Origin of the sequence: Streptococcus sp. CF10-1 (assembly GCF_024295825.1) — a bacterium.
Lineage (GTDB): Bacteria > Bacillota > Bacilli > Lactobacillales > Streptococcaceae > Streptococcus.
This window is the reverse complement of the sequence record NZ_JANCPQ010000003.1, coordinates 1-25269: the sequence shown is the minus strand read 5'-3', so window position 1 is coordinate 25269 and position 25269 is coordinate 1. Positions and strand designations below refer to the sequence as shown.

Below are 25269 nucleotides of genomic sequence, written 5' to 3'. Positions count from 1 at the left end.
TAGAATGATTCAAACAGACGAAGACGCTCTTATCTGTGATTTAGCTGAAACCTATGGGATTTTTGATTACAGACAGTTACCTGCTGACCAGGTAGCTGTTTTTGCTTTTGGTCTGAGAGATGATTCACGAATCAAACTAGCAATGACCAATAGCAAAGTTCCTTTTGAAACTTTTTTACTTGCGGGCGTGCTTGATAGGCTTTCCGCTCTTGTTTGGTTTAAAACAACAGACGGTCAGAAAGGAATCAACAAACCATTAATGGTTGCAGAGGAGCTGACAGGTAAAACGAAAGCTAAAGAAAGAAAAGAGATGATCTTTGATTCTGGTGAGGACTTTGAAGAATATCGTCAGAAAATTCTAGAAAAGATTGGAGGTGAGGATTAGTGGCGACAGAAATAGCACAGGCTTATGTGCAATTGATACCATCGGCCAGAGGCATTACTGGTAAAATCCAATCGCTCCTCAATCCTGAAGCTAGTGCAGCAGGGCAAAGCGCTGGACAGTCATTGGGTTCTAGTCTTGTTAGCGTTATGACGAAAGTTATTGCAGCGGCAGGAATTGGCAAGGCCTTTTCGGCGGCTATCAGTGAAGGTGCAGCGCTTCAGCAATCGCTCGGAGGGATTGAAACTCTTTTCAAAGGTTCTGCTGACAAGGTCAAGGGATATGCTAATGAAGCCTACAAGACAACGGGCTTGTCAGCGAATGCTTACATGGAGAACGTGACAGGCTTCTCAGCGAGTCTCTTGCAGTCTTTGGGTGGAGATACTAACAAGGCTGCTGAAACGGCTAATATGGCCATGATTGATATGTCAGATAATGCGAACAAGATGGGTACATCGATGGAAAGCATTCAGATGGCTTATCAAGGGTTTGCAAAGCAGAATTATACCATGTTGGACAACCTGAAGCTTGGTTACGGTGGTACAAAGCAAGAAATGGAGCGTCTTTTGAATGACGCTCAGAAGTTGACTGGTGTCAAGTACGACATTAACAACCTTTCAGATGTTTATAATGCTATCCATGCTATCCAGGAAAATCTGGATATTACTGGAACGACTGCAAAAGAAGCGGCATCTACTTTTAGTGGTTCCTTTGAATCCATGAAAGCAGCTGCTCAGAATGTCCTTGGAAAGCTAGCGTTGGGGGAGAATATCCTGCCTTCTCTACATGCTTTGCTTAAAACAACATCGACCTTTCTCTTTGATAATTTTTTGCCGATGATTGGCAATGTTTTTTCAGGCCTTGGATTGGTTCTGACTGAAGGGATTAGTCAGATTGCATCTCAGCTTTTTGGGGATGCTTTTGGAAGTGCAGTTTTTGATCAACTGGCTCGTGTAACAGGAATCTTTGAGACCTTTTTTGACATGATCTTTGGATCATTAAGTAAGCAAGATAACATTGATATTCTGAATACGCTTGGTTTTAGTGAGGAAGCTGCAACTCAAATTGTCAATATTGCAGACAATATCCGAGTTACTTTTGAGAATATTGGAGTCGTTGCTGGTAATGTTGCAAGCATTGTTGTTGATTTCGTCGGAGATCTTTTAGGGATCAAAGACGGCGAGCAGGGAGTGAACTTGCTAGGCATTGCCTTTGAAAGTATCACAGGTTTTATCAGAGATGCCTCTGAAAGTCTTAGCAAATTTACATCTTGGTTGAAAGATTCACCTCTTGCGTTAGATACTTTAAAATCGGCTGTCGTTAGCATTACAAGTGCTTGGGCAGGCTATAAAGCTGTTTTGACGGTAATAAAAGGAATTGAAACAATCAGGAATGCAACTCTAGCTATTACGAATGGTCTTATGCTGGCTCAGTTCGTAAGAACCGGTGCACTCACTACCGCGGAAGCAGCGAATGCGGCTGCTACTATGGGAGCAAGTGGCGCGTTCGGCATTTTCAATGCTGTATTATCTGCGAACCCTATTGGGCTAATTGTAACTGCAGTCGCAGCATTGACTGCTGGTCTTGTATGGTTCTTCACACAAACAGAAACTGGTCAGCAAATTTGGTCATCTTTTGTGGATTGGATCAAGCAGGCTTGGCAGGGGATTGCTGATTTCTTTGTCGGTCTTTGGTCTAGCATCTCTGAAGGTGCTAGCACTTTGTGGGATGGAGTTGTTACAACATGGAATGCTTACATTGAGTCTTTAAAGGCGATGTGGAATGGGGTTGTAACATTCTTTTCTGACTTGTGGGTAAGCATCCAAGAGGCTGCATCTGTGGCCTGGACGGCTATCACAACGGCAGTTATGACGATTGTTCAACCGTTTATTGATGGATTCATGAATATCTGGAACAACATTTCAGACGGTCTTAGTCAAATTTTGGAAGGGATTAAGATGATTTTTCAAGGTGCTTGGGAGTTCATCAAATCGATTTTCTTGGGTGCTATTTTAATCATCATCGACCTTGTGACAGGGAACTTTAACCAGCTAGGAGCTGATCTTTCTTTAATTTGGGAAGGTATTCAAAATGGCATTTCTCTGATATGGGAAGGTATCAAAACGTTCTTTTCTGGTATTGTAGATGCTATTGTTGGTTATGGTATTGCTGTTTTTGAAAATTTTTCTTCTGTTCTTAGTGCGATTTGGGAATTTATCAAGTCAGCTGCTTCAGCGACTTGGGAATGGATAAAATCTACTGTAACAAGTCTGATCACAGGTTTGGTGCAGGGAGCTCAAAGTATCTGGGATGGCTTTATGAACTTCCTATCAAGTTTGTGGGAAGGTATTAAGTCAACGGCAAGTAATGCTTGGGAATCTTTGAAGTCTAGTGTATTGAGCATCATCAATAGTCTTCTAAGCGGAGCACAGAACGCTTGGAATGATATGTCTAATGCGGTCTCTAATTTGGTAGGGAATGTGACTGGCTTTTTCAATCAATTGTGGAATATTGATCTATTTGGTGCTGGTAAAGCAATTCTACAAGGTTTCTTGGACGGTTTGCAATCTATGTGGTCTTCTGTAACTGACTTCGTTGGTGGTATCGCTGGTTGGATCCGTGACCATAAAGGACCTATTGAGTATGACCGTAAGCTTTTGGTTCCAGCAGGTAATGCAATTATGGGAAGTTTAGACAATGGATTAAAAGATGGGTTTAAATACGTCAAGAAAACGGTAGGAGGTATGGCTGGTGAGATTTCGGATGTATTTTCAGGAGACAGTCTGGATCTGAACTCAACTGCCTCTGTCACAAAAAACCTTGAAACCCGTTTGGCCATGCCTTCAGCTCAGCTTGAAGTACAAGAGAGTAAAACAGTGTCTGAGATAGCGATTATGAGGTCAAGTTTGGAATCTATCCTTATCGCTATCCTTGAAAAATCGTCAGATGTCTATCTAGACAATGAGAAAATCTCATTGAACACTTACGAACAACATGGTTCTATTTTAGCAAGGGAGGGAATCTAATGGATTATATGATCATTAATGGCTTTAATACATCAACCCTTCCAGGTTGTATTGTGACCGACTTTGGAGAAGTTGAGGCTGCTAAACCGAAAGGAGAGGTGGCCGAGCTTCATGGTGTGAATGGAAGTTATCGAGTATTAGATGGTTCTTTTGATAGTTACGATAGAACTTTTACAATTCACGTTACAAAGATGATTGATATCTCAATTATCCTGGATAAATTTCAATCGAATGACAATGAGTTGGAATTTAGCTATCATCCTGAATCTGTTTTTTATGCTCATTTTTTAACTGCTAGCTACAAACCTTTTGGTAATCATGCATGGCAATTGAAAATCAAGTTAAACATGCAGCCTTTTCGATACCAAAAAACAGTCAATCCTGAATCTTATAATGGACCAGGAACAATTAACAATCCAGGATCAATTTACTCTGAGCCCATCATTGAAGTTCAAGGAGATGGAGATGTTTCGATTACTATCGGCCGAGAAACAATGTATCTTAATGTAAAAACGAAAGCTACAATTGATTGTCGGCAAGGCAAGCAAAATATCTATAATGCTACTGGGGCAGTCCAAAACACACTTCGTAAGCGTGGGGGGTTCTTTGAAATCCCAACAGGAAGAAGTGGGGTTACATTTACTGGAAATGTTCTTAGATTGATTATTCGGCCAAATTGGAGGTACAAAATTTGATTTACTTAACAAATGGGAATACTCCTCTAAATGCTGCTTATGCAGACAAGATTTCTCAAGAAGCAAATAGTACCTATCAACTGACTTTTCGCTTTCCGACCTCAAATGCTTTGTGGGAGAAGTTGAAAGAAGAAACTTTCCTAAAAGCCGATGACCTACATGGCGAACAAGATTTCGTCATTTTCGAGGTTCAAAAGAAACATGGCTATATTCAAGTCTATGCGAATCAGGTCATGACATTGTTAAATAACTACGTTATCAATCCAATATCATTGGATAGAGCGACGGGATCAACGGCTTTGAGTCGTTTTGCTGGGAGTATCACTCGTGAGAATCCGCTCTCATTCTTTTCCGACATCGACGAACGTCACACGTTCAATATTGATAGTGTCAACGCGATGGCCGCTTTTATAAAAGATAAGCACTCTATCCTTGGTCAGTGGGGTGGCGATCTTGTACGTCATGGTTACCAGGTTCGACTTTTAAAAAATGGCGGTTCAGAAAATGAATCGCTTTTTATGTACAAGAAAAACCTGTCTAGCTATCAGCACAAAACCTCTACCAAATCTTTGAAAACTCGAATCACCTTTAAGACTACCATCAAAGGTGAGGGAGAAAAGGCACCTGATCGTAAGTTTTCTGTGGTGGTGGATAGTCCACTCATTAACAAATACAGTCAAATCTATGAAGATGTGATTGATGTTAATGACCAGGACGTGAAAGATGAAGCGACACTTAGAAAATATGGTGAGCAGTATTTTAGAAATACACTTTGCGATATGCTTGAAGACAATTTAGAAATTCAAGTTGAAGGAAAGAGTGATGTACCTGTTCAAATTTTTGATATTGTTAGTCTATTTCATGATCGATTCAAGATGGACGTTCGCAAGAAAATCACGAAGTATACATACTCACCGATGGCAAAGAAACTGCTATCTATTGGATTTGGACAATTTAAGTCAGGTTTATCCAATAGGATTTCTAACGCTGTTAATGATGCGGTTAAGAATGAAACTCAGCACTTGCAAGGGCAATTCGCTACACAATTGGCGAAAGAAATCAAGAATGCTGACCTTGCTTTTGATAGGCAGAAAGAAAAGTTGGTCAATCAATTCACAGACGGTCTGAATGCTGCCAGAGCCAAAGCCGAAGAGGTCAGGCAAAGTCTGACAGAGACCATTGACCAACGTTTTGACTTTAATAGCGCAGGTTTGAACGAAATCAAGCAAAAAGCAGATGAAGCCTTGCGAAACGCTGGCGCAGGTAGTTTGCTTGCTCAGGAAGCGAAACAAATTAGCGAGCAAGTGAGACGGCAGCTTGATAACAAGGCTGACCTCGTCGACTTTCAGCGAGTGAAAGAAACCAATCAGCTGTACGAACGGATCATTGGCAGCAGTGAGTCTGACATTGCTGAGAAGGTCGCTCGCATGACTCTGACTAATCAACTTTTTCAAGTCGAAGTTGGCAAGTATGCCAACGTTGGCGGTCCGAATATGCTCCGAAATTCGAGAGCGGACGACGGTCTGAAATACTGGACAGAAGCCAATTGTCGGTTAGGCTTCACGTCGCATGGTTTCTACTTTAACGGGCAGAAGCGCATGTTTGAGTTGAGACCAGGAGCAGTTGTTAAGAGTACACGTTTCATTATCAAGCGAAATACTGATTATACTCTAAATATTTTAGGTTTCGACAACAACTCAAAATATTTTAGAGTGTATTTCTGCAAGCGTAAAAAAGATTCAAGTATGAATTTTCAACAAAAACAACTTGTATTTGATGGTAAAACTCGTTGGGTTGATGGTTCCGTCTTCGATAACAGTCGAGCAGTGAAGAAAACGTTCAAATTTAACGTCGGTGACTACGATGATGGCTATTTGCAATTCGAGTATGACCGAAACAACCCAGACAAATGGGGCGGTCTGTTCATGACCGAGCTGGATTTCTACGAAGGCACGACTGACCGTAAATGGCAACCCGCACCCGAAGATGCGACTCTTGAGACAGATAAGACTCTTGAAGCGACTCAAACCAAACTGACCTTACTTCAAGGCTCGTTTGCGTTTCAAAATTTGACAAGCGCTGGCTCTATTATCTCGCAAATCAACGCGACGAACAATCAAATCTTGATTGAAGCTGAGAAAATCCGTTTGAAAGGTAAGACCTTACTTGATGAATTAACGGCTATTGATGGTTACTTCAAGCGGTTATTTGTGGGTGAGGGTAACTTTGTCAAGCTAAATGCTGAGATTATCGGTTCAAAGACTATCACAGCTGATAAGTTGATTATGGACTCGGCCATGGCTCGAATGTTTGTCTCGAGCGATATCTTCACAGACACGCTTGCTGCTAAAGAAGCCTTCATCAACAAGCTAAGGTCAGTTGTAGTATCTGCGACCTTGCTCGAAGGTTACAAAGGAAAAATCGGTGGTTTCCAAATCGGTACGCATGATAAGGACCCCTCAACTTACTGGTTAACTGGCCAGAATCAATTTTATGTAGGGATGAGCAATGGTGCTGGTAATTGGGGCAAAACAGCTCTTTGGGTTAATTGGGGCACGACTTGGGACGCTCCAGGAAATTATGCATGGTTTGTTAAAGAATCGGGCGAAATGTACTGTTACAATCGAGCATATTTTTGGAACACGCCAGTTATTAATGGCGACTTACGTGTTACAGGCGATATCTACTATAACAATAAAAATTCTGGTAAGTCTGGATACTGGATTTACTCTCCTCAATACAAACAAATCTTTAGTGAGAATGGCTATATGTATTTTGTTTGGGGCGGTGGAGGTTCCGACTGGATTCCTATTAACAAAGAAATCTCAGACTGTCGCTACAAATCAAATATCGAAGCTAGTACAGTTTCTGGTCTCGATGTAATCGAAAACTTGAAGACATACAGCTATCGCAAAGAATACGATGGAAAAATAGAAGATATCGCTTGCGGTATTATGGCGCAAGATATCCAAAAATACGCTCCTGAAGCATTCTACGAGAACCCAGACGGGGCATACTCGTATCGAACATTTGAATTGGTGCCTTACTTAATCAAGGCCATTCAAGAACTCAATCAAAAAATAGAAAAATTGGAGAAAACATGAACGAACAAGACAAACAAATCAGCAGCCTAGCGATTAAGTCGTTAGGTGAAAAAATCGGCAACGAAGCTACTCAATCGGCTACGCTCGAAGCCCTCTACACAGTAACTGCGATGGAGCTCGAGCAGATGAAACGAATCATTGAATCTGACGAAGAGCTTAAGGCAAAATTTGAAGAAGTGAAAGGAAAAATGACAAATGGCAATCAGTAATTACGAACTAGCGAATAAACCTTATACACGAGGTTTTGGCGATAACACGGTTACAGTGGTAGAGATTCGTCTATCAGAAGGCAATCGCTACAGTACGAACATGCGTGAGCTGGTAGGAGACCGCACGATTGAGCAAGAGGATGTCTTGATTCAGGCAGTGCTGGATATCCTGAAAGCCGAGTTGGACCCAGCAAGCGCTATTGTTCAAACTCAAGCTAAACTTGAAGAAGCGACTCATAAACTTGCTGCAACTGAAGCGAAACAGACGGCAACAGACCAAGCAGTTAAGCATAATCAAGAAGAAACTGACCGCTATGGTAAAATCATCCATGCGGTCGTTTTAAATGCTGTAGCAGGCAAGACAATCGCTTATGGAACTATCTACAAGGAATTGGTAGAGTTGATTCCACTTGCTGAAGTTGGGAAACATTACATGGCACATGACTTGATTACTATTGAAGACCCAGCGCACGTTGAAGTGAATGGTGAAGGCAAGCGTGTCTTGGTTCAGCTTAATCGTGAATTCACTTACAACGGTGAACCTGTCAGCGATTTTGCTCGCAACGGTCGCCTTGAACTTGACGGAACAGGCGCAGCATGGAAGTATGAACCTAAAGAATAGAGATGTGTATGCAAATCGAATTTTTCAATTTCTTAAGAAGCGTAGTCCAGACCGAAGACGGCCTGGTATTGTACGCTCTTGCATTGATTGTTTCAATGGAAATCATTGATTTCTTGACTGGAACGATTGCAGCTATTGCCAATCCTGATATCGAGTATAAGAGCAAAATCGGCATCAACGGACTCCTTCGCAAAATTTTAGGGGTTCTCTTGCTGATGATCCTTATTCCGATGTCCGTGCTCTTGCCTGAAAAATCAGGCTTCGCATTCTTGTACTCAATTTATCTCGGGTACATCGTATTTACTTTTCAATCTCTCGTTGAAAATTACCGCAAACTAAAAGGAAATGTTACTCTTTTTCAGCCGATTTTAAAAGCATTTCAGCGCTTGCTTGAAAAAGATGACGACAAAAACAAAGGAGAATAACACATGTCACAATTTAACGAAATCATTATTGCATTTGCTACAGGCTTTTTAGCAGTAGCCGCAGGCAGTATCATCAAAACAGTAAAAGATTACCTTTTGCGAAAAGGCGGAGAAAAGACTATCAAGATTGTAGAAATCCTTGCTAAAAATGCGGTCAACGCCGTCGAGCAAATCGCAGCCGAAACTGGCTATAAGGGCGAAGAGAAGCTGGAGCAAGCACGCACTAAAATCCGTTCCGAGCTAACAAAATACAACATTAGCATGACTGACAAAGACCTTGATACATTTGTCGAGTCAGCAGTTAAGCAGATGAATGATGCATGGAAAGGGGAGTAATCATGGATATTGACACAAGCAGACTACGAACTGACTTACCACAAGTTGGCGAACAACCCTATCGTCAGATTCATGCTCATTCAACTGGTAATCCAAACTCAACAGCTCAAAATGAAGCAGACTACCACATGCGTCGTCCTGTTGATTCAGGATTCTTCTCGCACGTTGTCGGTAACGGCCGTGTGATGCAAACCTGGTATACAGACATGGGAGCCTACGACGTGGGAGGCGGCTGGAACGTAGAAGGTTATGGCCAGGTTGAATTGATTGAAAGCCATGAAACAAAAGAAGAGTTTATGCGTGATTATAAACTCTATGTTGAGCTTTTGCGCAACCTTGCTGATGAAGCAGGGATTCCGAAAACGATGGACTCTGACAGCTTAGCAGGAATCAAGACACATCAGTATTGCACATACAATCAACCTCGAAACTACTCAGACCATGTGGATCCATACCCTTATTTAGCCAAATGGGGTATCAGTCGTGAGCAATTCAAGAAAGACATCGAAGGCGGTCTATCTGAAGCAGGCTGGAAACGCAACGGCACAGGATGGTGGTGGGAAGAGTCAGATGGTTCTTATCCTACGAACTCATGGAAGCAAATCAACAACGAATGGTTCTACTTTGATGATCGTGGTTATTGCTTAATCAATCGTTGGTTCAACGATGGGAAAGACTGGTTCTACCTCGACAAGCGTGGCGCAATGGTCACAGGATGGATGTTCCTCAACCATCGATGGTATTTCTTCAAATCAGACGGTCGCATGGCCACTGGATGGGTTAAATACCGAGAAACCTGGTACTTTATGGAAGAAAAAGACGGGTACATGTTATCTAAACAGTTCATTAAGTCAGGCGATGGCTGGTACTATTTGAAAGCCAACGGTGAACTACACACGGATCCTGAATTCAAAACCGAACCAGATGGTCTTATCACAGTAGTTGATAAACCGAAAGAAGAAAAATAAAAACAGAAAGGACTTTCAAATTAGATTACACCAACCGCAGGCTCAGGCTTGCGGTTTTTTTGTTTACTCAAAATAGAAAAAACAGTGATGGTGCTCACTGTTTTTCTTGTAGTGTATGGGCGTAAGAAGTCATGCTGATAGCGTGTTTTAAACGCATGTTCATAATATCTGATACACCGTTTTTATACTTATCTACGGCCTGAATAGATACGCCACAGTTTTTGCTGATAGCATAGGCTGTGGCGTTGTCTAAAAGCCAGCGGATAGCTTTAATATCTACTGACATATATTACCTCATAAAATACCAAACTGCAAATAGGAGTAGAAGAAGTCCAATAATAAATTCAACTTTTTCACGCTTGGTGGTTTTTCTAATTTTAAGATTTACTTTCATTGTTTTTCCTGTTATAATTTAAGTACACCCCCGAAGGGGTGGATAGTGATTTCTCACTATCCAAATTCGATGTGCCATTCAAAGCTGATTATAAATAAGTTTATTTTGATGACTAGCTTATTTGTTTTGACTTTGAGTGGCTTCTTTTTGAACTTAAACATTTTGTTTTCCTTTCTACTAGTTTCCTTGTCTAAGGTTTCCTCCTTAACCTTATGTATCTATTATACAACTAAAGTTGTATAATGTCAATAGTTTTGATGAAGTTTTTTTAAATTTTTTTCAAAAAAATAGACCTTGTCCAGAGGTCGGGGAGTTGGAGGGGACACCCTCCAAGAGCGTTGATTTAATAAGATTTTATTTTACCTTTTTCATAATAATCTCCCTAATGAAGCCACCAAATTCGGTGGTTTTTTTTGTTTGTGGCTTGGATTTTTGATATAATAGAGCCATGAGTAGAATTTTAGACAATGAGATAATGGGGGATGAGGAGTTAGTAGAACGTACGCTCCGTCCTCAGTATTTACGTGAATATATTGGGCAGGATAAGGTCAAGGATCAGCTGCAAATCTTTATCGAAGCTGCCAAAATGCGGGATGAAGCACTGGATCATGTACTCTTATTTGGGCCTCCAGGTTTGGGGAAAACGACCATGGCCTTTGTTATTGCCAACGAACTGGGAGTCAATCTCAAGCAGACCTCTGGGCCTGTCATTGAAAAGGCGGGTGACTTGGTAGCGATTTTGAATGATTTGGAACCTGGAGATGTCCTCTTTATTGACGAGATTCATCGCCTGCCCATGTCGGTGGAAGAGGTGCTCTATAGTGCCATGGAGGACTTCTACATTGATATCATGATTGGGGCTGGAGAAGGTAGTCGCAGTGTTCATCTGGACTTGCCACCTTTTACCTTGATTGGTGCAACGACACGTGCGGGGATGCTCTCAAATCCTCTACGGGCACGTTTTGGGATTACAGGTCATATGGAATACTATGCCCACGATGATTTGACGGAAATTGTTGAGCGGACAGCAGATATTTTTGAGATGGAAATCACTCATGAAGCTGCAGCTGAGTTGGCCTTACGTAGTCGAGGAACCCCTCGTATCGCCAATCGTCTCCTTAAGCGCGTGCGCGACTTTGCCCAGATTATGGGGAATGGGGTTATCGATGATGTTATTACCGATAAGGCTTTGACCATGCTAGATGTTGACCATGAAGGCTTGGACTATGTGGATCAGAAAATCCTTCGTACCATGATTGAGATGTACGGTGGTGGTCCTGTAGGACTGGGAACCCTTTCGGTTAATATTGCCGAGGAGCGTGAGACGGTCGAAGATATGTACGAACCTTACCTGATTCAAAAAGGTTTTATCATGCGGACAAGGTCTGGACGGGTGGCGACAGCTAAGGCATATGAGCATTTAGGGTATGAATACAATGAAAAATGAGCAAGAAATTCTAGATGCTTTCAGAGAAAATCCGGATATGATGACCATTCTGACCATCATTCGTGACCTTGGTCTGAAAGACTCTTGGTTGGCAGCAGGTTCTGTCAGGAATTTCATTTGGAATCTCTTGTCAGACAAATCAGCCTTTGACCATGAAACGGATGTGGATGTGATTTTCTTTGATCCAGATGTTTCTTATGAGGAAACAGTATCCCTAGAGAACAAGCTGAGAGAAGATTTCCCTCAGTATCAGTGGGAGTTGAAAAATCAGGTCTATATGCATCTGCACAGTCCTCACACTGCGCCCTACACGAGTTCCCGTGATGCTATGAGTAAGTATCCCGAGAGCTGCACGGCGGTAGGCCTTCGCTTGAATGAAGATTCCACTTTAGAGATCTTTACCCCCTATGGTTTAGAGGATATTATGAACTTCCAAGTTTCCCCAACTCCTCATTTCTTAGAGAATGAGGACCGAATGAAACTCTATCAAGAGCGATTGTCCAAGAAAAATTGGCAAGAAAAATGGGAAAATCTCACTTTTTCAAAAAACTTAAGAAAAATTTAAGTTAGGAACGGTATACTAAGTCCATAAGTTAAGAAAAACTTAACTTAAACTCCTAAAACTTTTTCATAATAATCTCCCTATAAAATAAAGTCGCCCAATCAGGCGGCTTATTTTTTGTTACTTACAAGTAATGATAGTAACTTAGCAATAGAAGAAAATAGGGAAATATGGTATAATGAAACGATAGATTTTTGAATAGGAATAAGAACATGTTTGGATTTTTTAAGAAAGATAAAGCTGTAGAAGTTGAGGTTCCAACACAGGTTCCTGCTCATATTGGCATCATCATGGATGGGAATGGTCGTTGGGCTAAAAAACGGATGCAACCGCGGGTCTTCGGACACAAGGCGGGGATGGAAGCCCTTCAAAAGGTGACCAAGGCAGCCAACAAACTGGGAGTCAAGGTCATCACGGTTTATGCCTTTTCAACGGAAAACTGGACACGCCCAGATCAAGAGGTCAAGTTTATCATGAACTTGCCAGTCGAATTTTATGATAACTATGTCCCTGAATTGCACGCAAATAACGTTAAGATTCAGATGATTGGGGAGACAGACCGTCTGCCTAAGCCGACTTTTGAAGCTTTGAAAAAAGCAGAGGAGTTGACCAAGAACAATACGGGCTTGATTCTCAATTTTGCGCTTAACTATGGTGGTCGTGCTGAAATTACGCAGGCTCTTAAGGGCTTGGCTCAAGATGTTCTAGATGCTAAAATCAACCCTGGTGACATCACAGAAGATATGATTGGGGACTATCTTTTCACGCAGCACCTGCCAAAGGATTTGCGGGATCCTGATTTGATTATCCGTACGAGTGGTGAGTTGCGTTTGAGTAATTTCTTGCCATGGCAAGCAGCATATAGCGAGCTTTATTTTACGGATACCTTGTGGCCTGATTTTGATGAAGCTGCCTTGCAGGAAGCTATTGCTGCTTTTAACCATCGCAATCGCCGTTTTGGAGGAGTTTAGGAGAAGATATGACCAAGGATTTACAAAAGAGAACATTGTTTGCGGTATTGGCCCTGGCGATTTTCCTTCCAGTCTTGTTTGCGGGTGGGCTCTTGTTGCAGATAGGGATTGGCTTGTTAGCGATGCTAGGCGTCCATGAACTCTTGCACATGAAGGGGCTAAAGACTATGACCATTGAGGGTGCTTTGACTCTTTTTGCGACCTTCGCTCTCACAGTTCCTTTAGAAAATTACCTAACATTTTTGCCTGTTGATGGGAATGTGGTTGCCTACAGTGTTTTGATTACCATAATGCTAGGGACGACCGTTTTCAGTAAAAACTATACGATTGAAGATGCCGCTTTTCCAATTGCTGTGAGCTTTTATGTTGGTTTTGGTTTTAATGCCTTACTAGATGCTCGGGTGGCAGGTTTTGACAAGGTACTTTTGGCCCTTTTTATCGTTTGGGCGACAGATAGCGCAGCCTACCTGACAGGGATGAATTTTGGTAAACATAAGTTAGCCCCGAGGGTTTCTCCTAATAAGAGTATTGAGGGCTTTGTCGGTGGTATTCTAGGTGCGGTACTGATAATAGTGATTTTCATGTTAGTGGACAGCACAGTTGCTCTTCCTTATGGGATTTATAGAATGAGTCTCTTTGCTGCCTTCTTCAGTGTGGCAGGTCAGTTTGGTGACTTGATTGAAAGTGCCATGAAACGCCATTTCGGTGTCAAGGATTCTGGCAAATTTATCCCTGGACATGGTGGTGTGTTGGATCGCTTTGACAGCATGCTGATTGTGTTTCCAATGATGCACTTATTTGGCCTGTTTTAAAGAAAGGAATATTGAATGATTGGATTGCTAACCTTTATCCTCGTTTTTGGGATTATAGTGGTGGTGCATGAGTTTGGACATTTTTATTTTGCCAAGAAATCAGGCATTCTAGTTCGTGAATTTGCCATTGGTATGGGGCCCAAGATTTTTTCCCATATCGGTAAGGATGGAACTGCTTATACCATTCGGATCCTTCCTCTAGGAGGCTATGTTCGTATGGCAGGCTGGGGTGATGATGCGACAGAGATCAAGACAGGAACTCCAGTCAGTTTAACACTTGCCGACGATGGCAAGGTCAAACGGATCAACCTCTCAGGAAAGAAGTTGGATCAAACGGCCCTTCCTATGCAGGTAACCCAGTTTGACTTTGAAGACAAGCTCTTTATTAAGGGTTTGGTCCTGGAAGAAGAAAAGACTTTTGCAGTGGATCATGATGCAACGGTTGTTGAAGAAGACGGAACCGAAGTGCGTATCGCTCCTCTGGATGTACAGTATCAAAATGCTTCTATATGGGGCAAGCTCATCACCAACTTTGCAGGTCCCATGAATAACTTTATCTTAGGTGTTGTTGTTTTTTGGATCCTGATCTTTTTGCAAGGCGGTGTTAGAGATACTCAAACAAATCTCTTTCATGTCATGCCAGAGGGAGCTTTGGCTAAGGTAGGTGTAGCTGAGACCGCTCAAATTACCAAGGTCGGCTCGCATGATGTTAATAATTGGCAAGATTTGACCCAGGCTGTGGAAGCAGATACCAAGGATAAGACTGCCCCGACCTTAGATGTGACTATTTCTGAAAATGGTAGCGAAAAGCAAGTCACGGTAACGCCAGAAGAAAATCAAGGACGTTATATTCTTGGGGTTCAACCGGGGGTCAAGTCAGATCTCCTATCCATGTTTGTTGGTGGATTTACAACCGCTGCTGACTCAGGGCTCCGTATCCTTTCGGCTCTGAAAAACTTGATTTTCCATCCAGATTTGAACAAACTCGGTGGTCCCGTTGCCATCTTTAAGGCAAGTAGTGATGCTGCTAAAAATGGAATTGAGAACGTCCTCTACTTCCTAGCTATGATTTCCATCAATATCGGGATTTTTAACTTGATTCCGATCCCGGCTTTGGATGGTGGAAAGATTGTGCTCAATATTTTAGAGGCTATCCGCCGGAAACCCCTTAAACAAGAAATTGAAACCTATGTCACTATGGCTGGTGTAGTTATCATGGTTGTCTTGATGCTAGCTGTGACCTGGAATGACATTATGCGACTCTTCTTTTAGATAATCGAGGAATATTATGAAACAAAGTAAAATGCTAATCCCAACGCTTCGCGAAATGCCAAGCGATGCTCAAGTTATCAGCCACGCCCTTATGTTACGTGCTGGTTATGTTCGTCAAGTTTCTGCCGGTGTTTATTCATACCTACCACTCGCTAACCGTGTGATTGAAAAGGCTAAGAATATCATGCGCCAAGAGTTTGATAAGATTGGTGCGGTGGAGATGTTGGCTCCTGCCCTTCTCAGTGCCGATCTTTGGCGTGAATCAGGTCGTTATGAAACCTATGGTGAAGACCTTTATAAACTGAAAAATCGTGAAAAGTCAGACTTTATCCTAGGTCCAACTCACGAAGAAACTTTTACAGCTATTGTTCGTGATTCTGTTAAGTCTTACAAGCAATTGCCACTCAACCTCTACCAAATCCAACCTAAATACCGTGATGAAAAACGTCCACGTAACGGACTTCTCCGTACGCGTGAATTTATCATGAAAGACGGCTATAGTTTCCATGCTAATTACGATAGTTTGGATGTGACTTATGACGAGTACAAGGCGGCCTACGAACGAATTTTCACTCGTAGTGGTTTGGATTTCAAGGCCATCATCGGTGACGGTGGTGCTATGGGTGGTAAGGATAGCCAAGAATTTATGGCCATCACTCCTGCTCGTACAGACCTCGATCGCTGGGTTGTCTTGGACAAGTCAGTTGCCTCATTTGATGAAATTCCTGCAGAAGTGCAAGAAGAAATCAAGGCCGAATTGCTCAAATGGATGGTTTCTGGTGAAGACACCATTGCCTACTCAAGTGAGTCTAGCTATGCAGCTAACTTAGAAATGGCAACAAACGAGTACAAACCAAGCAACCGTGTCGTTGCGGAAGAAGAAGTGACTCGAGTGGAAACTCCAGGTGTTAAATCCATCGATGAAGTTGCAGCCTTCCTTAACGTGCCAGAAGAGCAAACGATTAAAACTCTCTTCTACATGGCAGATGGAGAGCTTGTTGCAGCCCTTCTAGTTGGAAATGACCAACTCAATGAAGTCAAGTTGAAAAACCACTTGGGAGCAGATTTCTTTGATGTTGCGAGCGAAGAAGAAGTAGCAAATGTTATCCCAGCAGGCTTTGGTTCGCTTGGTCCAGTTGGTTTGCCAGAGAATGTGAAAATCATTGCAGACCGTAAGGTGCAAGATGTTCGCAATGCTGTTGTGGGTGCTAACGAAGATGGCTACCACTTGACTGGTGTGAACCCAGGTCGTGATTTTACTGCAGAATACGTGGATATCCGCGAAGTTCGTGAGGGTGAAATTTCACCGGACGGACAAGGTGTTCTAAACTTCGCGCGTGGTATCGAGATCGGTCATATTTTCAAACTCGGAACTCGCTACTCAGCAAGCATGGGTGCAGATGTCTTGGACGAGAATGGTCGTGCTGTGCCAATCATCATGGGTTGTTACGGTATCGGTGTTAGCCGTCTTCTCTCAGCCGTTATAGAGCAACACGCTCGCCTCTTTGTCAACAAAACGCCAAAAGGTGAATACCGTTACGCTTGGGGAGTTAACTTCCCTAAAGAATTGGCACCATTTGATGTGCATTTGATTACTGTCAATGTTAAAGATGAAGAAGCGCAAGCCTTGACAGAAAAATTGGAAGTCAACTTGATGGAAGCTGGTTACGAAGTCTTGACAGATGACCGTAACGAGCGTGTCGGAGTGAAGTTTAGCGATAGTGACTTGATTGGTCTTCCAATCCGTATCACTGTTGGGAAGAAAGCGGCTGATGGTATTGTCGAAGTTAAGATCAAGGCAACTGGTGACACCATTGAAGTTCACGCAGACAACTTGCTCGAAACCCTTGAAATCCTAAGCAAGAAATAAAAACTATAATCAGAAGAAAAACAAGGCAAAAATGTAACTAGTTTTTACCTTGTTTTTTCTATATAATGAGAGTGAATAAATACATAATCAAGTTAAGAGGTATAATAATGTTAAAATTTCCAAAGGATTTTGTCTGGGGTTCCTCTACTTCTGGACCACAGACAGAAGGTCGTGTACCTGGTGACGGCAAGGGAGACAATCTCTGGGATTATTGGTTCAAAGTAGAGCCAAATCGCTACTACAATGGGATTGGACCTGACAAAACATCAACTTTCTATGAAAACTGGGAAAAGGATATTGAGCTTTTGGTAGAGACTGGGCATACAGCCTTCCGAACTTCTATCCAGTGGTCTCGTATTTTCCCACAGGGGCGTGGAGAGGTCAATCCGCAAGGGGTGGTTTTCTACCGTCAGGTCTTTGAAGCGATTAAGGCCAAGGGGATTCGTCTCTTAGTCAATCTCTATCACTTTGACCTGCCTTTTGCCCTCCAAGAAGATGGGGATGGTTGGGAAAATAAGACAACCGTCAAGGCTTATGAAGACTATGCTCGTTTTTGTTTTGAGACTTATGGTGACTTGGTGGACCAATGGATCACCTTTAACGAGCCCATTGTCCCCGTAGAATTTGGCTATTTTTACGATGCCCACTATCCTCACAAGGTAGATGCCAAAGCGGCGGTTAAGGTTGCTTATCATACGCAACTGGCTAGCAGTCTTGCGGTTAAGGTCTGTCATGAAGTTTTGCCTGATGCTAAGATTGGGATTGTCCTTAACTTGACACCGGCTTATCCACGTAGCCAGCATCCTGCTGATGTCAAGGCTGCTCGCATTGCCGACCTCTTCCAAGCCCAATCTTTCCTAGATCCGTCTGTCTTGGGGGCTTATCCACAGGAGTTGGTAGAAATCTTGTCTGAGCATGATTTGCTGCCAGACTACACAGCAGAGGAGTTGGAGCTTATTCGCGATCATACTGTGGACTTCCTTGGGGTCAACTACTACCAACCTTTGCGTGTCATGGCGCCACGTTTTGCTAAACATCCTGATAGCCCGCTTTTGCCAGAGCATTTCTACGAACCTTACGTCATGCCGGGCCGTAAAATCAATCCTCACCGCGGTTGGGAAATCTACGAGCAGGGGATTTATGATATCGCTCAAAATATCAAGGAAAATTATGGTAATATTGAATGGATGCTGACAGAGAATGGCATGGGTGTTGAAGGTGAAGAAAAATTCCGTCAAGATGGGATGATTCAGGACGACTACCGTATTGATTTTGTCAAAGGGCATCTGCGTGAACTTCACCGTGCCATTGAAGACGGGGCCAACTGTAAGGGCTACTTGATTTGGACCTTTATCGACTGCTGGTCATGGCTCAACAGCTATAAAAATCGTTATGGTTTGATTGAACTTGACTTGGAAACACAGGAACGTCGCCTGAAGAAATCAGGGCACTGGTTCAAGGAACTCAGCGACCATAATGGATTTTAAGAATAAAAAGAGTGAGATGGTGTTCATCTCACTCTTTATTACAATATCATCACCAAGGTTCCGATCGTAATCAGAATACAGCCAATAATTGTTTTAAACGTCAGGATATCCTGTAGAAAGAAAAAGGCTAGAATAAGGGTAATGACGAGACTGAATTTATCGACAGCAGATACCTCAGTCGCATTGCCCATCTGTAGGGCCTTGTAGTAGCAGAGCCAAGAGGCACCAGTGGCTAAACCAGATAAGATGAGAAAGAGCCAACTTTTTTTACTGATGTTGACAATTTCGGTCTGACTATTGGTCAAGAAAACCATGGCCCAGGCCATAAGAATGACGACGACCGTACGAATAGCAGTTGCTAGATTGGATGGAACTCCCTCAATCCCAATCTTGGCTAAAATTGACGTTAAGGCTACAAAGACAGCTGATAAAAGTGCGAAGAAAAACCACATGGCAAATACCTCCTCTTTTTATTATAAGTAATTGATGCTGACTTGTCAGGTATCAAGTGAAATCTTGATAAAATACCAGGTAGAAAAACTATACCAATTTTTATCCTTGACAAGTGAGAAAAACAAGTATATACTGTTTTTGCTGATTCTGTAAAAGGGAAATCAGACTATACCAATTTAAGGAGAAAGCACAGTTGATCTGTGTCGTATATACTATGTGTGGAATTGTTGGTGTTGTTGGAAACACAAATGCAACTGATATTTTGATTCAAGGGCTTGAAAAGCTCGAATACCGTGGTTATGATTCTGCGGGGATTTTTGTCTTAGGTGGTGCTGAAAATCATCTAGTCAAGACTGTTGGTCGTATCGCAGAATTGTCTGCTAAGACAGCTGGTGTTGAGGGAATAACTGGTATCGGTCATACGCGTTGGGCGACTCACGGAAAACCAACGGAGGACAATGCTCACCCACATCGCTCTGAGACTGGACGTTTTGTCTTGGTGCACAATGGAGTGATTGAAAACTATCTTGAAATCAAGGAAGAATACCTTGCAGGTCACCACTTCAAGGGGCAAACAGATACGGAAATTGCTGTTCACTTGATTGGGAAATTTGTTGAAGAAGATGGCTTGTCAGTTCTTGAAGCCTTCAAAAAAGCCCTTCACATCATCCGTGGGTCTTATGCCTTTGCCTTGGTTGATTCACAAGATCCTGAAGTCATCTACGTGGCTAAGAATAAATCACCACTTTTGATTGGTCTTGGAGATGGCTATAACATGGTCTGCTCAGATGCCATGGCTATGATTCGTGAAACCAACCAATACATGGAAATCCATGACCAAGAGTTGGTAATTGTCAAGGCGGATAGCGTCGAAGTGCAAGACTATGATGGCAATCGTCGTGAGCGCGCTAGCTACACTGCGGAGCTAGACCTGTCTGATATCGGTAAGGGGACTTATCCTTACTACATGCTCAAGGAAATCGACGAGCAACCAACGGTTATGCGTAAACTCATCCAAGCCTACACAGATGAGGCAGGTCAAGTAGTGGTAAATCCAGCTATCATCAAGGCTGTTCAGGACGCAGACCGCATCTACATCCTTGCAGCTGGAACATCTTATCACGCAGGATTTGCTTCTAAGAAGATGTTGGAAGAATTGACAGATACACCAGTTGAACTTGGAATCTCATCTGAATGGGGCTACGGTATGCCACTTCTCAGCAAGAAACCGCTCTTTATCTTTATCAGTCAGTCTGGTGAAACAGCGGATAGCCGTCAGGTTTTGGTCAAGGCCAATGAAATGGGTATCCCAAGCTTGACAGTGACAAACGTTCCAGGTTCAACTCTTTCTCGTGAAGCCAACCATACTATGCTTCTTCACGCGGGTCCTGAAATTGCTGTGGCATCAACCAAGGCCTACACAGCACAAATTGCAGCTCTTGCCTTCCTTGCAAAAGCAGTCGGAGAAGCAAACGGCAATGCTAAAGCGCAAGCCTTTGACCTGGTTCATGAGTTGTCAATCGTAGCTCAGTCTATTGAATCAACTCTTTCTGAAAAAGAAACCATTGATTCTAAAGTTCGTGAGCTTCTTGAAACAACTCGTAACGCCTTTTACATCGGACGTGGTCAAGATTACTTTGTAGCCATGGAAGCCAGTCTTAAGCTCAAAGAGATTTCTTACATCCAGTGTGAAGGTTTTGCGGCAGGAGAACTCAAGCACGGAACCATTGCCTTGATTGAAGAGGGAACTCCTGTCTTGGCCCTCTTGTCAGATCCAGTTCTTGCCAACCATACTCGTGGAAATATTCAAGAGGTCGCAGCCCGTGGTGCCAAGGTTCTCACTATTGCAGAAGAAAATGTTGCTAAAGAGACAGACGATATCGTCCTTACGACCGTCCACCCTTACCTCTCACCAATCTCAATGGTCGTGCCAACTCAATTGGTTGCGTACTTCGCAACGCTACACCGTGGCCTTGATGTGGACAAACCACGTAACCTTGCTAAGTCAGTAACAGTAGAATAAGCAAAGAAAGTGGCTCTTTGTCAACTGTAGTAGGTTGAAGAAAAGCTAAGCTCGAGAAAGGACGAAATTCGTCCTTTCTTTTTTGATGTTCAGAGCGATAAAAACGTTTATCGCTGAGTTTACGGCTATCCTGTTGAATGAGTTTCCAGTAACGTTTGATGGCCTTATTCATGGGACTTTCGCTCAAACTGATTCATGATTTGGACACGCAAACGACTTATAGCACGGCTTAAGTGTTGGAGTAAAACAGTCCAGTGGACTGTTTCAGCCTGAGTTCAGAAATATAATAACGAAGGGTAAAAACGATCGAGAACGATTTTAGCACACGGAAAAGCTGTTTAGCTAAGTCATAATAAGGACTAAACATACCCATAGTAATGATTTTCACCTGACAACGAACAGCTCGATTGTAGCGAAGAAAGTGATTTCGGATGACAGCTTGTGTTCTTTCCTCAGGGACAGTGATGATATCGAGCTTGTCAAAATCTTGCGCAATGAAACTCATCTTCAACATCCCAGGATATAATCTCAGGAAGATGCGAAAAATCATGCTTAAAGTGGAAGTCATTGAGTTTTCGAATGACAGTTGAAAATGTAATTGTTCCATGTGATTCTTTCTAATGAGTTGTTTAGTCACTTTTCATTATAGATTTTATGGAACTTTTATATCTAATAAATTGTAAAATATAGTGTCACAAAAAAACTCATAGCGTTTCATTGGTGTAAACTGTAAGTAACCACACAAACAGAATCCCGAGGAAAAACTATGAGCTACTTCCATCTTACCATAACCGACCGAATAAAGAGAGAAACCTACTTGGAATTAGGTTTGAAACCTTGCCAAATTGCAAGTAAACTTGGCGTCCATAAGTCTACCATTTCAAGAGAGTTAAGACGATGCCAAAATGGTTACTCCGCAGCCCTAGCACAGGAAGAGTACGACCACAGGGCTAAGCAAAAAGGTCGGAAGTCTCGTTTGACACCAACGTTGAAAAAGGAAATTGAGGACGGTTTAAAATACCACGGTCTGTTAGTTGATAGAGAGTTCTCATAGAACAAGAAACCCCCTATTTAGATAAGTTCCTTTAATGACATCAAGGCTCCAATTTTGTTCTAAATGGGTTTGGATGATTGCGAAAGGCTTGTTTTTTTCATGCTACAGCGTTTCTTATTGACTTTATATCGGTTATGTAATCATAAGCAGAGTACCCCTCTTTCAGATAGTTGGTGACAGTGTAGATTGTCTGTTTTGATCTTTCTAGTGCGTTCGCAATATCTGAAACTTTTATGTTTTCTTGATAGTGAGCCTCTATCATTACAAGTTCGTTTGTGGTAAGATGAGTATAGGTCATTTATGTTAGTTCCTTTCAGACAAATGTGGTAGTTTATCTGAGCCTAACATAGATGGCTTTTTCTGTCTAGCTTAATTTTATAAATGGGGAGTCTTAAAACTCGACTTTAAATTCATAAGGTGGAGTGGGATTTTCTTGAGTAGTCCAATTTTTGATAATGACCATCGTTTGTTCAACGATTAATTGGGTTAAGATATCGTCGGGTAAGTGAAATTCTTTACTTTGAGGGTGCACATTTTCCATCCCCTGTTTGATATAGGTGGAGACATAAATTGTTCAAAAGAAGGAGCAATTGCAGAAGTATATAGACAAGCAATCTACCTTATTCCCTCATAAATAGCAGAAAGAACATTATCGACTACGTAATCAAAGGGATTAGCATCTTTAACCATATCATAATTACTATAAACTTGGTGAATTTGCTCATCAATCATAGCATGTATATGGTCAATAATTTTTTGAAAATTTCTAAAATGTTTTCGATAAATGGCTTGATGCGTGAGTCCAGCTTGGCGGGCAATTTCTGATACAATAAAGGTTGTTTTATCAGGATGTTCTAAGGCTAATTCAAAAAAGTATTAATGATTTTTTGACGAGTATCTTCTAACATTATAAATCCCTCTTATTTATCGTATACAAAAGTGGGAAGAGCGTTAGAGTTAAGTGCTTTAACCAGTGGCTGGACTGGGCTTCCTTTCGCTTCGGAAGGTCGCTTCTTTTCGATTTTTGTAGCAAGAAGTAGACAGGTCATTTTTGGATAAATGAAAATTATGCATTTAGAAGTTTGCAACACAATGTTACATTTTTGTTACATCCGGAAATGAAATGGTAAAAAATCTTGACAAAATGGAGAAAAAAGGATATTATAGCTATGATATGGTGTTGAAAGTTTAACATTATAATCAACAACTGCATATTGCATATGTTTTAAATATCGAATAGTTAGAATATTGCAAATAGCTAGTTGACTCATATTTTTAAAAAAGGAGAAATATTTATGGATAAAAATGCACGACGTAGGTTACGCAGAGCAAGCGCTGAAAAGCGACTTCGATATTCAGTGCGTAAGTTTAGTGCAGGTGTGGCTTCTGTAGCAGTCGCAGCTTTCATGTTCTTTGGGGGGAATGTTGTCTCAGCCGATACGCTAGCTACGGCAGATTCTTCAAGTACCTCTACGGAGAAAACGACCTCTGTGCCAGATTCAGGGAAAAATTCGAGAATGGATGATTCTGAGTCGGCCGTAGGTAAGGATTCAACCGTAACAACTGTTGCTGAAAGCAATGCAGTTTCAAGTGCTACATCTACAGTATCTTCTACCTCTGCAGAAGATTCATCTAGCAAAGTAGAAGACAAGAATGTTAAATCAGAAGCTACTTCGGAAGTATCTAAAGCTTCAGTAGCGACTAGCCAATCAACTGCTGCAACTCAGTCTGAGGCTCGAGTTAGCCCAGCTACTTCAGCTACTGCGGAGTCAACTGCAGTTTCATCTGAAGCAGCTGCAGATGAAACTGCTGCTGTAGAACCTAAGGTATCAGTTGAAAAAGCAGCTAGCCAAGCAGCTAGTTTGGCAACAGCTAGCAAAACACCAAATGAAATAGCACGAAGCAAAGCAAATTCCACATTGGCTGCTGCCCAACGCGAAGTGGATAAAGGTTATTCTGATTTCCGTAAAGCAGGAGAAAGTGGCTTCCGTTCGTCTGCCTCACAAACAGGGAAGGTAACTGTAACAAAAGAAAACTTCCTTGACTACTTCAAATTGAATGGCTCAGCTACCTATAACCAACATGATGGTATTGTAACCCTTACTCCAGATGAAACCTCTAAGGGAGGTAATTTCAGTCTGAATAGTAAGATTAATATGAACCAAAGCTTCAAGCTGATTGGTGCGGTTAACCTTGGTGACAAGACACAAGCTAAAGGTGGTGCCGATGGTATCGGTTTTGCCTTCCATACAGGGAATATAACAGATCTAGGTGCCTCTGGTGGTAACCTTGGTATCGGTGGTTTGCGTAACGCAACTGGTTTCAAATTGGATACTTACCGGAATCTCTACGTGCCACCAAAAGGAGGACGTTTTGATACTAACGACGCGACTTTCTTCGAATATGGTTGGGCTGAAGACCCTAATCTAGGACAGTTCGGTTCCTGGGTAAATACCACTTTTAAAAAAATTAAAGGACAAAATGGCGAATATGATCGTTGGTGGGCTGAGACAGATGCTGGTAGCGCCCAACCTTTGGACTCAAGTGACATAGACGGTAAATTCCATGACTTTACTATCCAGTATGATGGTGCAACCAAGGAATTGACAGTTACTTATAGAAGTAATCTCGGTGAAAAACAATGGAAGAAGAAAGTCAACTCTCCAGAAGAACTGATGTCTATGGTGGTTACAGCTTCGACTGGTGGCAACAAGAACTTGCAACAGTTTAAGATTGAAAGTTTTGATTTCTACCAAGGTGCTTCTGTTGGCGTACGTTATGAAGATGAGCAAGGTCGAGAAATTGCTGAGGGCTCAGTAAGCTATCCACAAGGTGCCTTCAAAGGTAAAACTTATACCACTGAACAAAAATCAATCCCAAACTATGACTTTGTTGGGTTGAAAAAGGGTAGTTTGCTACCTTCAGGAAGTCTGGCTGACTGGGGTAACAACGGTACAGTAACCTACGTTTACCGTCAAGGTACAGAGAAGATTACAGACCCAGCTAAATTGAATAGCAAGGTTACTCGTACCATCAAGTACGAATACGCAGATGGTGAGACAGCCGGTCGTCCAGCTCTGAAAGCTCCAGTAACTCAAGAAGCAACCTTCACACGTACAGGTGAACGCAATCGTGTAACTGGCGTTGAAACCTTCGG

The 25269-nt window shown here is 42.1% G+C and carries 20 protein-coding genes and 2 pseudogenes; 19 read left to right on the top strand and 3 right to left on the bottom strand.

Translation table 11 applies throughout. The features are described from left to right. Positions 1 to 4: 4 nt before the first annotated feature. The 9 genes from NMM25_RS04680 to NMM25_RS04640 are packed head-to-tail and all read left to right on the top strand — an operon-like array spanning position 5 to position 9767. Positions 5 to 385, top strand: a complete 381-nt coding sequence (locus NMM25_RS04680; protein ID WP_254736113.1) for a DUF5361 domain-containing protein — start codon at positions 5 to 7, stop codon at positions 383 to 385. Continuing rightward, positions 385 to 3408: a PblA gene (locus NMM25_RS04675; RefSeq protein WP_254736112.1), complete on the top strand. Its 3024-nt coding sequence runs from the start codon at positions 385 to 387 to the stop codon at positions 3406 to 3408. Before NMM25_RS04680 ends, NMM25_RS04675 begins: the two co-directional genes overlap by 1 nt. After that, the gene (locus NMM25_RS04670; protein ID WP_254736111.1) at positions 3408 to 4103 is read left to right on the top strand and encodes a phage tail protein; all 696 of its coding nucleotides are present in this window, start codon (positions 3408 to 3410) and stop codon (positions 4101 to 4103) included. The genes NMM25_RS04675 and NMM25_RS04670 overlap by 1 nt, the downstream gene beginning before the upstream one ends. Continuing rightward, positions 4100 to 7207 carry a phage tail spike protein gene (locus tag NMM25_RS04665; protein ID WP_254736110.1) on the top strand — a complete coding sequence of 1036 codons (3108 nt, stop codon included), beginning with the start codon at positions 4100 to 4102 and terminating at the stop codon, positions 7205 to 7207. Before NMM25_RS04670 ends, NMM25_RS04665 begins: the two co-directional genes overlap by 4 nt. Next, on the top strand, positions 7204 to 7416 hold the full coding sequence (locus NMM25_RS04660; RefSeq protein ID WP_254736109.1) for a hypothetical protein: 213 nt from the start codon (positions 7204 to 7206) through the stop codon (positions 7414 to 7416). Before NMM25_RS04665 ends, NMM25_RS04660 begins: the two co-directional genes overlap by 4 nt. Continuing rightward, positions 7403 to 8038: a hypothetical protein gene (locus NMM25_RS04655; protein ID WP_254736108.1), complete on the top strand. Its 636-nt coding sequence runs from the start codon at positions 7403 to 7405 to the stop codon at positions 8036 to 8038. Before NMM25_RS04660 ends, NMM25_RS04655 begins: the two co-directional genes overlap by 14 nt. Before the next feature lie 8 nt (positions 8039 to 8046). Next, entirely contained in the window at positions 8047 to 8463 is a 417-nt protein-coding gene (locus NMM25_RS04650) for a phage holin family protein (RefSeq protein WP_254736107.1), read from the top strand. Positions 8464 to 8466: 3 nt separating this feature from the next. Further along, the gene (locus NMM25_RS04645; protein ID WP_254736106.1) at positions 8467 to 8799 is read left to right on the top strand and encodes a phage holin; all 333 of its coding nucleotides are present in this window, start codon (positions 8467 to 8469) and stop codon (positions 8797 to 8799) included. A 2-nt stretch (positions 8800 to 8801) separates the two neighbouring features. Next, positions 8802 to 9767 (top strand): N-acetylmuramoyl-L-alanine amidase family protein, encoded by a 966-nt coding sequence (locus NMM25_RS04640; protein WP_254736105.1) that lies wholly within the window; start codon positions 8802 to 8804, stop codon positions 9765 to 9767. Between the two features lie 94 nt (positions 9768 to 9861). Here NMM25_RS04640 and NMM25_RS04635 read toward each other — a convergent pair whose 3' ends face one another. Then, positions 9862 to 10053 carry a hypothetical protein gene (locus NMM25_RS04635; protein WP_000109864.1) on the bottom strand — a complete coding sequence of 64 codons (192 nt, stop codon included), beginning with the start codon at positions 10051 to 10053 and terminating at the stop codon, positions 9862 to 9864. A gap of 556 nt (positions 10054 to 10609) precedes the next feature. Here NMM25_RS04635 and ruvB point away from each other — a divergent pair. The 7 genes from ruvB (at position 10610) to NMM25_RS04600 (ending at position 18582) form a co-directional block, all read left to right on the top strand. Then, positions 10610 to 11608 carry a Holliday junction branch migration DNA helicase RuvB gene (ruvB, locus tag NMM25_RS04630; RefSeq protein ID WP_084867907.1) on the top strand — a complete coding sequence of 333 codons (999 nt, stop codon included), beginning with the start codon at positions 10610 to 10612 and terminating at the stop codon, positions 11606 to 11608. After that, positions 11589 to 12173, top strand: coding sequence for a nucleotidyltransferase family protein (locus NMM25_RS04625; protein ID WP_247918033.1), 585 nt, complete (start codon positions 11589 to 11591; stop codon positions 12171 to 12173). Before ruvB ends, NMM25_RS04625 begins: the two co-directional genes overlap by 20 nt. A gap of 209 nt (positions 12174 to 12382) precedes the next feature. Then, on the top strand, positions 12383 to 13141 hold the full coding sequence (locus tag NMM25_RS04620; protein ID WP_254736104.1) for an isoprenyl transferase: 759 nt from the start codon (positions 12383 to 12385) through the stop codon (positions 13139 to 13141). Positions 13142 to 13149: 8 nt separating this feature from the next. Continuing rightward, positions 13150 to 13953 (top strand): phosphatidate cytidylyltransferase, encoded by an 804-nt coding sequence (locus NMM25_RS04615; protein ID WP_254736103.1) that lies wholly within the window; start codon positions 13150 to 13152, stop codon positions 13951 to 13953. A 15-nt stretch (positions 13954 to 13968) separates the two neighbouring features. Further along, entirely contained in the window at positions 13969 to 15225 is a 1257-nt protein-coding gene (gene rseP, locus NMM25_RS04610) for an RIP metalloprotease RseP (protein WP_254736102.1), read from the top strand. 16 nt (positions 15226 to 15241) lie between these two features. Further along, positions 15242 to 17095, top strand: a complete 1854-nt coding sequence (locus tag NMM25_RS04605) for a proline--tRNA ligase (protein ID WP_125840492.1) — start codon at positions 15242 to 15244, stop codon at positions 17093 to 17095. A 107-nt stretch (positions 17096 to 17202) separates the two neighbouring features. Continuing rightward, positions 17203 to 18582 carry a glycoside hydrolase family 1 protein gene (locus NMM25_RS04600; RefSeq protein WP_254736101.1) on the top strand — a complete coding sequence of 460 codons (1380 nt, stop codon included), beginning with the start codon at positions 17203 to 17205 and terminating at the stop codon, positions 18580 to 18582. Between the two features lie 38 nt (positions 18583 to 18620). On the opposite strand, the gene NMM25_RS04595 is transcribed toward NMM25_RS04600, so the two are convergent. Then, positions 18621 to 19034: an EamA family transporter gene (locus tag NMM25_RS04595; RefSeq protein ID WP_254736100.1), complete on the bottom strand. Its 414-nt coding sequence runs from the start codon at positions 19032 to 19034 to the stop codon at positions 18621 to 18623. A 215-nt stretch (positions 19035 to 19249) separates the two neighbouring features. Between NMM25_RS04595 and glmS the strand changes: the two genes are divergently transcribed. Next, positions 19250 to 21058: a glutamine--fructose-6-phosphate transaminase (isomerizing) gene (glmS, locus tag NMM25_RS04590; protein WP_254736241.1), complete on the top strand. Its 1809-nt coding sequence runs from the start codon at positions 19250 to 19252 to the stop codon at positions 21056 to 21058. A gap of 94 nt (positions 21059 to 21152) precedes the next feature. Here glmS and NMM25_RS04585 read toward each other — a convergent pair. After that, positions 21153 to 21657: pseudogene (locus tag NMM25_RS04585) on the bottom strand (transposase); the annotation flags it as partial. Positions 21658 to 21824: 167 nt separating this feature from the next. On the opposite strand from NMM25_RS04585, the pseudogene NMM25_RS04580 reads away from it, so the two are divergent. Together NMM25_RS04580 and NMM25_RS04575 are read left to right on the top strand one after the other, a co-directional pair. Beyond that, positions 21825 to 22076: pseudogene (locus NMM25_RS04580) on the top strand (helix-turn-helix domain-containing protein); the annotation flags it as partial. Between the two features lie 1331 nt (positions 22077 to 23407). After that, a partial coding sequence (locus NMM25_RS04575; protein ID WP_254736098.1) for a YSIRK-type signal peptide-containing protein occupies positions 23408 to 25269 on the top strand: 1862 nt, incomplete at its 3' end.

What these genes read in the sequence shown, in the direction of transcription:
- NMM25_RS04650 (WP_254736107.1), top strand. Translation starts at nt 8,047, where the DNA reads ATGCAAATCGAATTTTTCAATTTCTTAAGAAGCGTAGTCCAGACCGAA.
- NMM25_RS04595 (WP_254736100.1), bottom strand. Translation starts at nt 19,034, where the DNA reads ATGTGGTTTTTCTTCGCACTTTTATCAGCTGTCTTTGTAGCCTTAACG.
- NMM25_RS04635 (WP_000109864.1), bottom strand. Translation starts at nt 10,053, where the DNA reads ATGTCAGTAGATATTAAAGCTATCCGCTGGCTTTTAGACAACGCCACA.
- NMM25_RS04680 (WP_254736113.1), top strand. Translation starts at nt 5, where the DNA reads ATGATTCAAACAGACGAAGACGCTCTTATCTGTGATTTAGCTGAAACC.
- NMM25_RS04625 (WP_247918033.1), top strand. Translation starts at nt 11,589, where the DNA reads ATGAATACAATGAAAAATGAGCAAGAAATTCTAGATGCTTTCAGAGAA.
- ruvB (WP_084867907.1), top strand. Translation starts at nt 10,610, where the DNA reads ATGAGTAGAATTTTAGACAATGAGATAATGGGGGATGAGGAGTTAGTA.
- NMM25_RS04640 (WP_254736105.1), top strand. Translation starts at nt 8,802, where the DNA reads ATGGATATTGACACAAGCAGACTACGAACTGACTTACCACAAGTTGGC.
- NMM25_RS04615 (WP_254736103.1), top strand. Translation starts at nt 13,150, where the DNA reads ATGACCAAGGATTTACAAAAGAGAACATTGTTTGCGGTATTGGCCCTG.
- NMM25_RS04645 (WP_254736106.1), top strand. Translation starts at nt 8,467, where the DNA reads ATGTCACAATTTAACGAAATCATTATTGCATTTGCTACAGGCTTTTTA.
- glmS (WP_254736241.1), top strand. Translation starts at nt 19,250, where the DNA reads ATGTGTGGAATTGTTGGTGTTGTTGGAAACACAAATGCAACTGATATT.
- rseP (WP_254736102.1), top strand. Translation starts at nt 13,969, where the DNA reads ATGATTGGATTGCTAACCTTTATCCTCGTTTTTGGGATTATAGTGGTG.
- NMM25_RS04620 (WP_254736104.1), top strand. Translation starts at nt 12,383, where the DNA reads ATGTTTGGATTTTTTAAGAAAGATAAAGCTGTAGAAGTTGAGGTTCCA.
- NMM25_RS04605 (WP_125840492.1), top strand. Translation starts at nt 15,242, where the DNA reads ATGAAACAAAGTAAAATGCTAATCCCAACGCTTCGCGAAATGCCAAGC.
- NMM25_RS04670 (WP_254736111.1), top strand. Translation starts at nt 3,408, where the DNA reads ATGGATTATATGATCATTAATGGCTTTAATACATCAACCCTTCCAGGT.
- NMM25_RS04660 (WP_254736109.1), top strand. Translation starts at nt 7,204, where the DNA reads ATGAACGAACAAGACAAACAAATCAGCAGCCTAGCGATTAAGTCGTTA.
- NMM25_RS04655 (WP_254736108.1), top strand. Translation starts at nt 7,403, where the DNA reads ATGGCAATCAGTAATTACGAACTAGCGAATAAACCTTATACACGAGGT.
- NMM25_RS04600 (WP_254736101.1), top strand. Translation starts at nt 17,203, where the DNA reads ATGTTAAAATTTCCAAAGGATTTTGTCTGGGGTTCCTCTACTTCTGGA.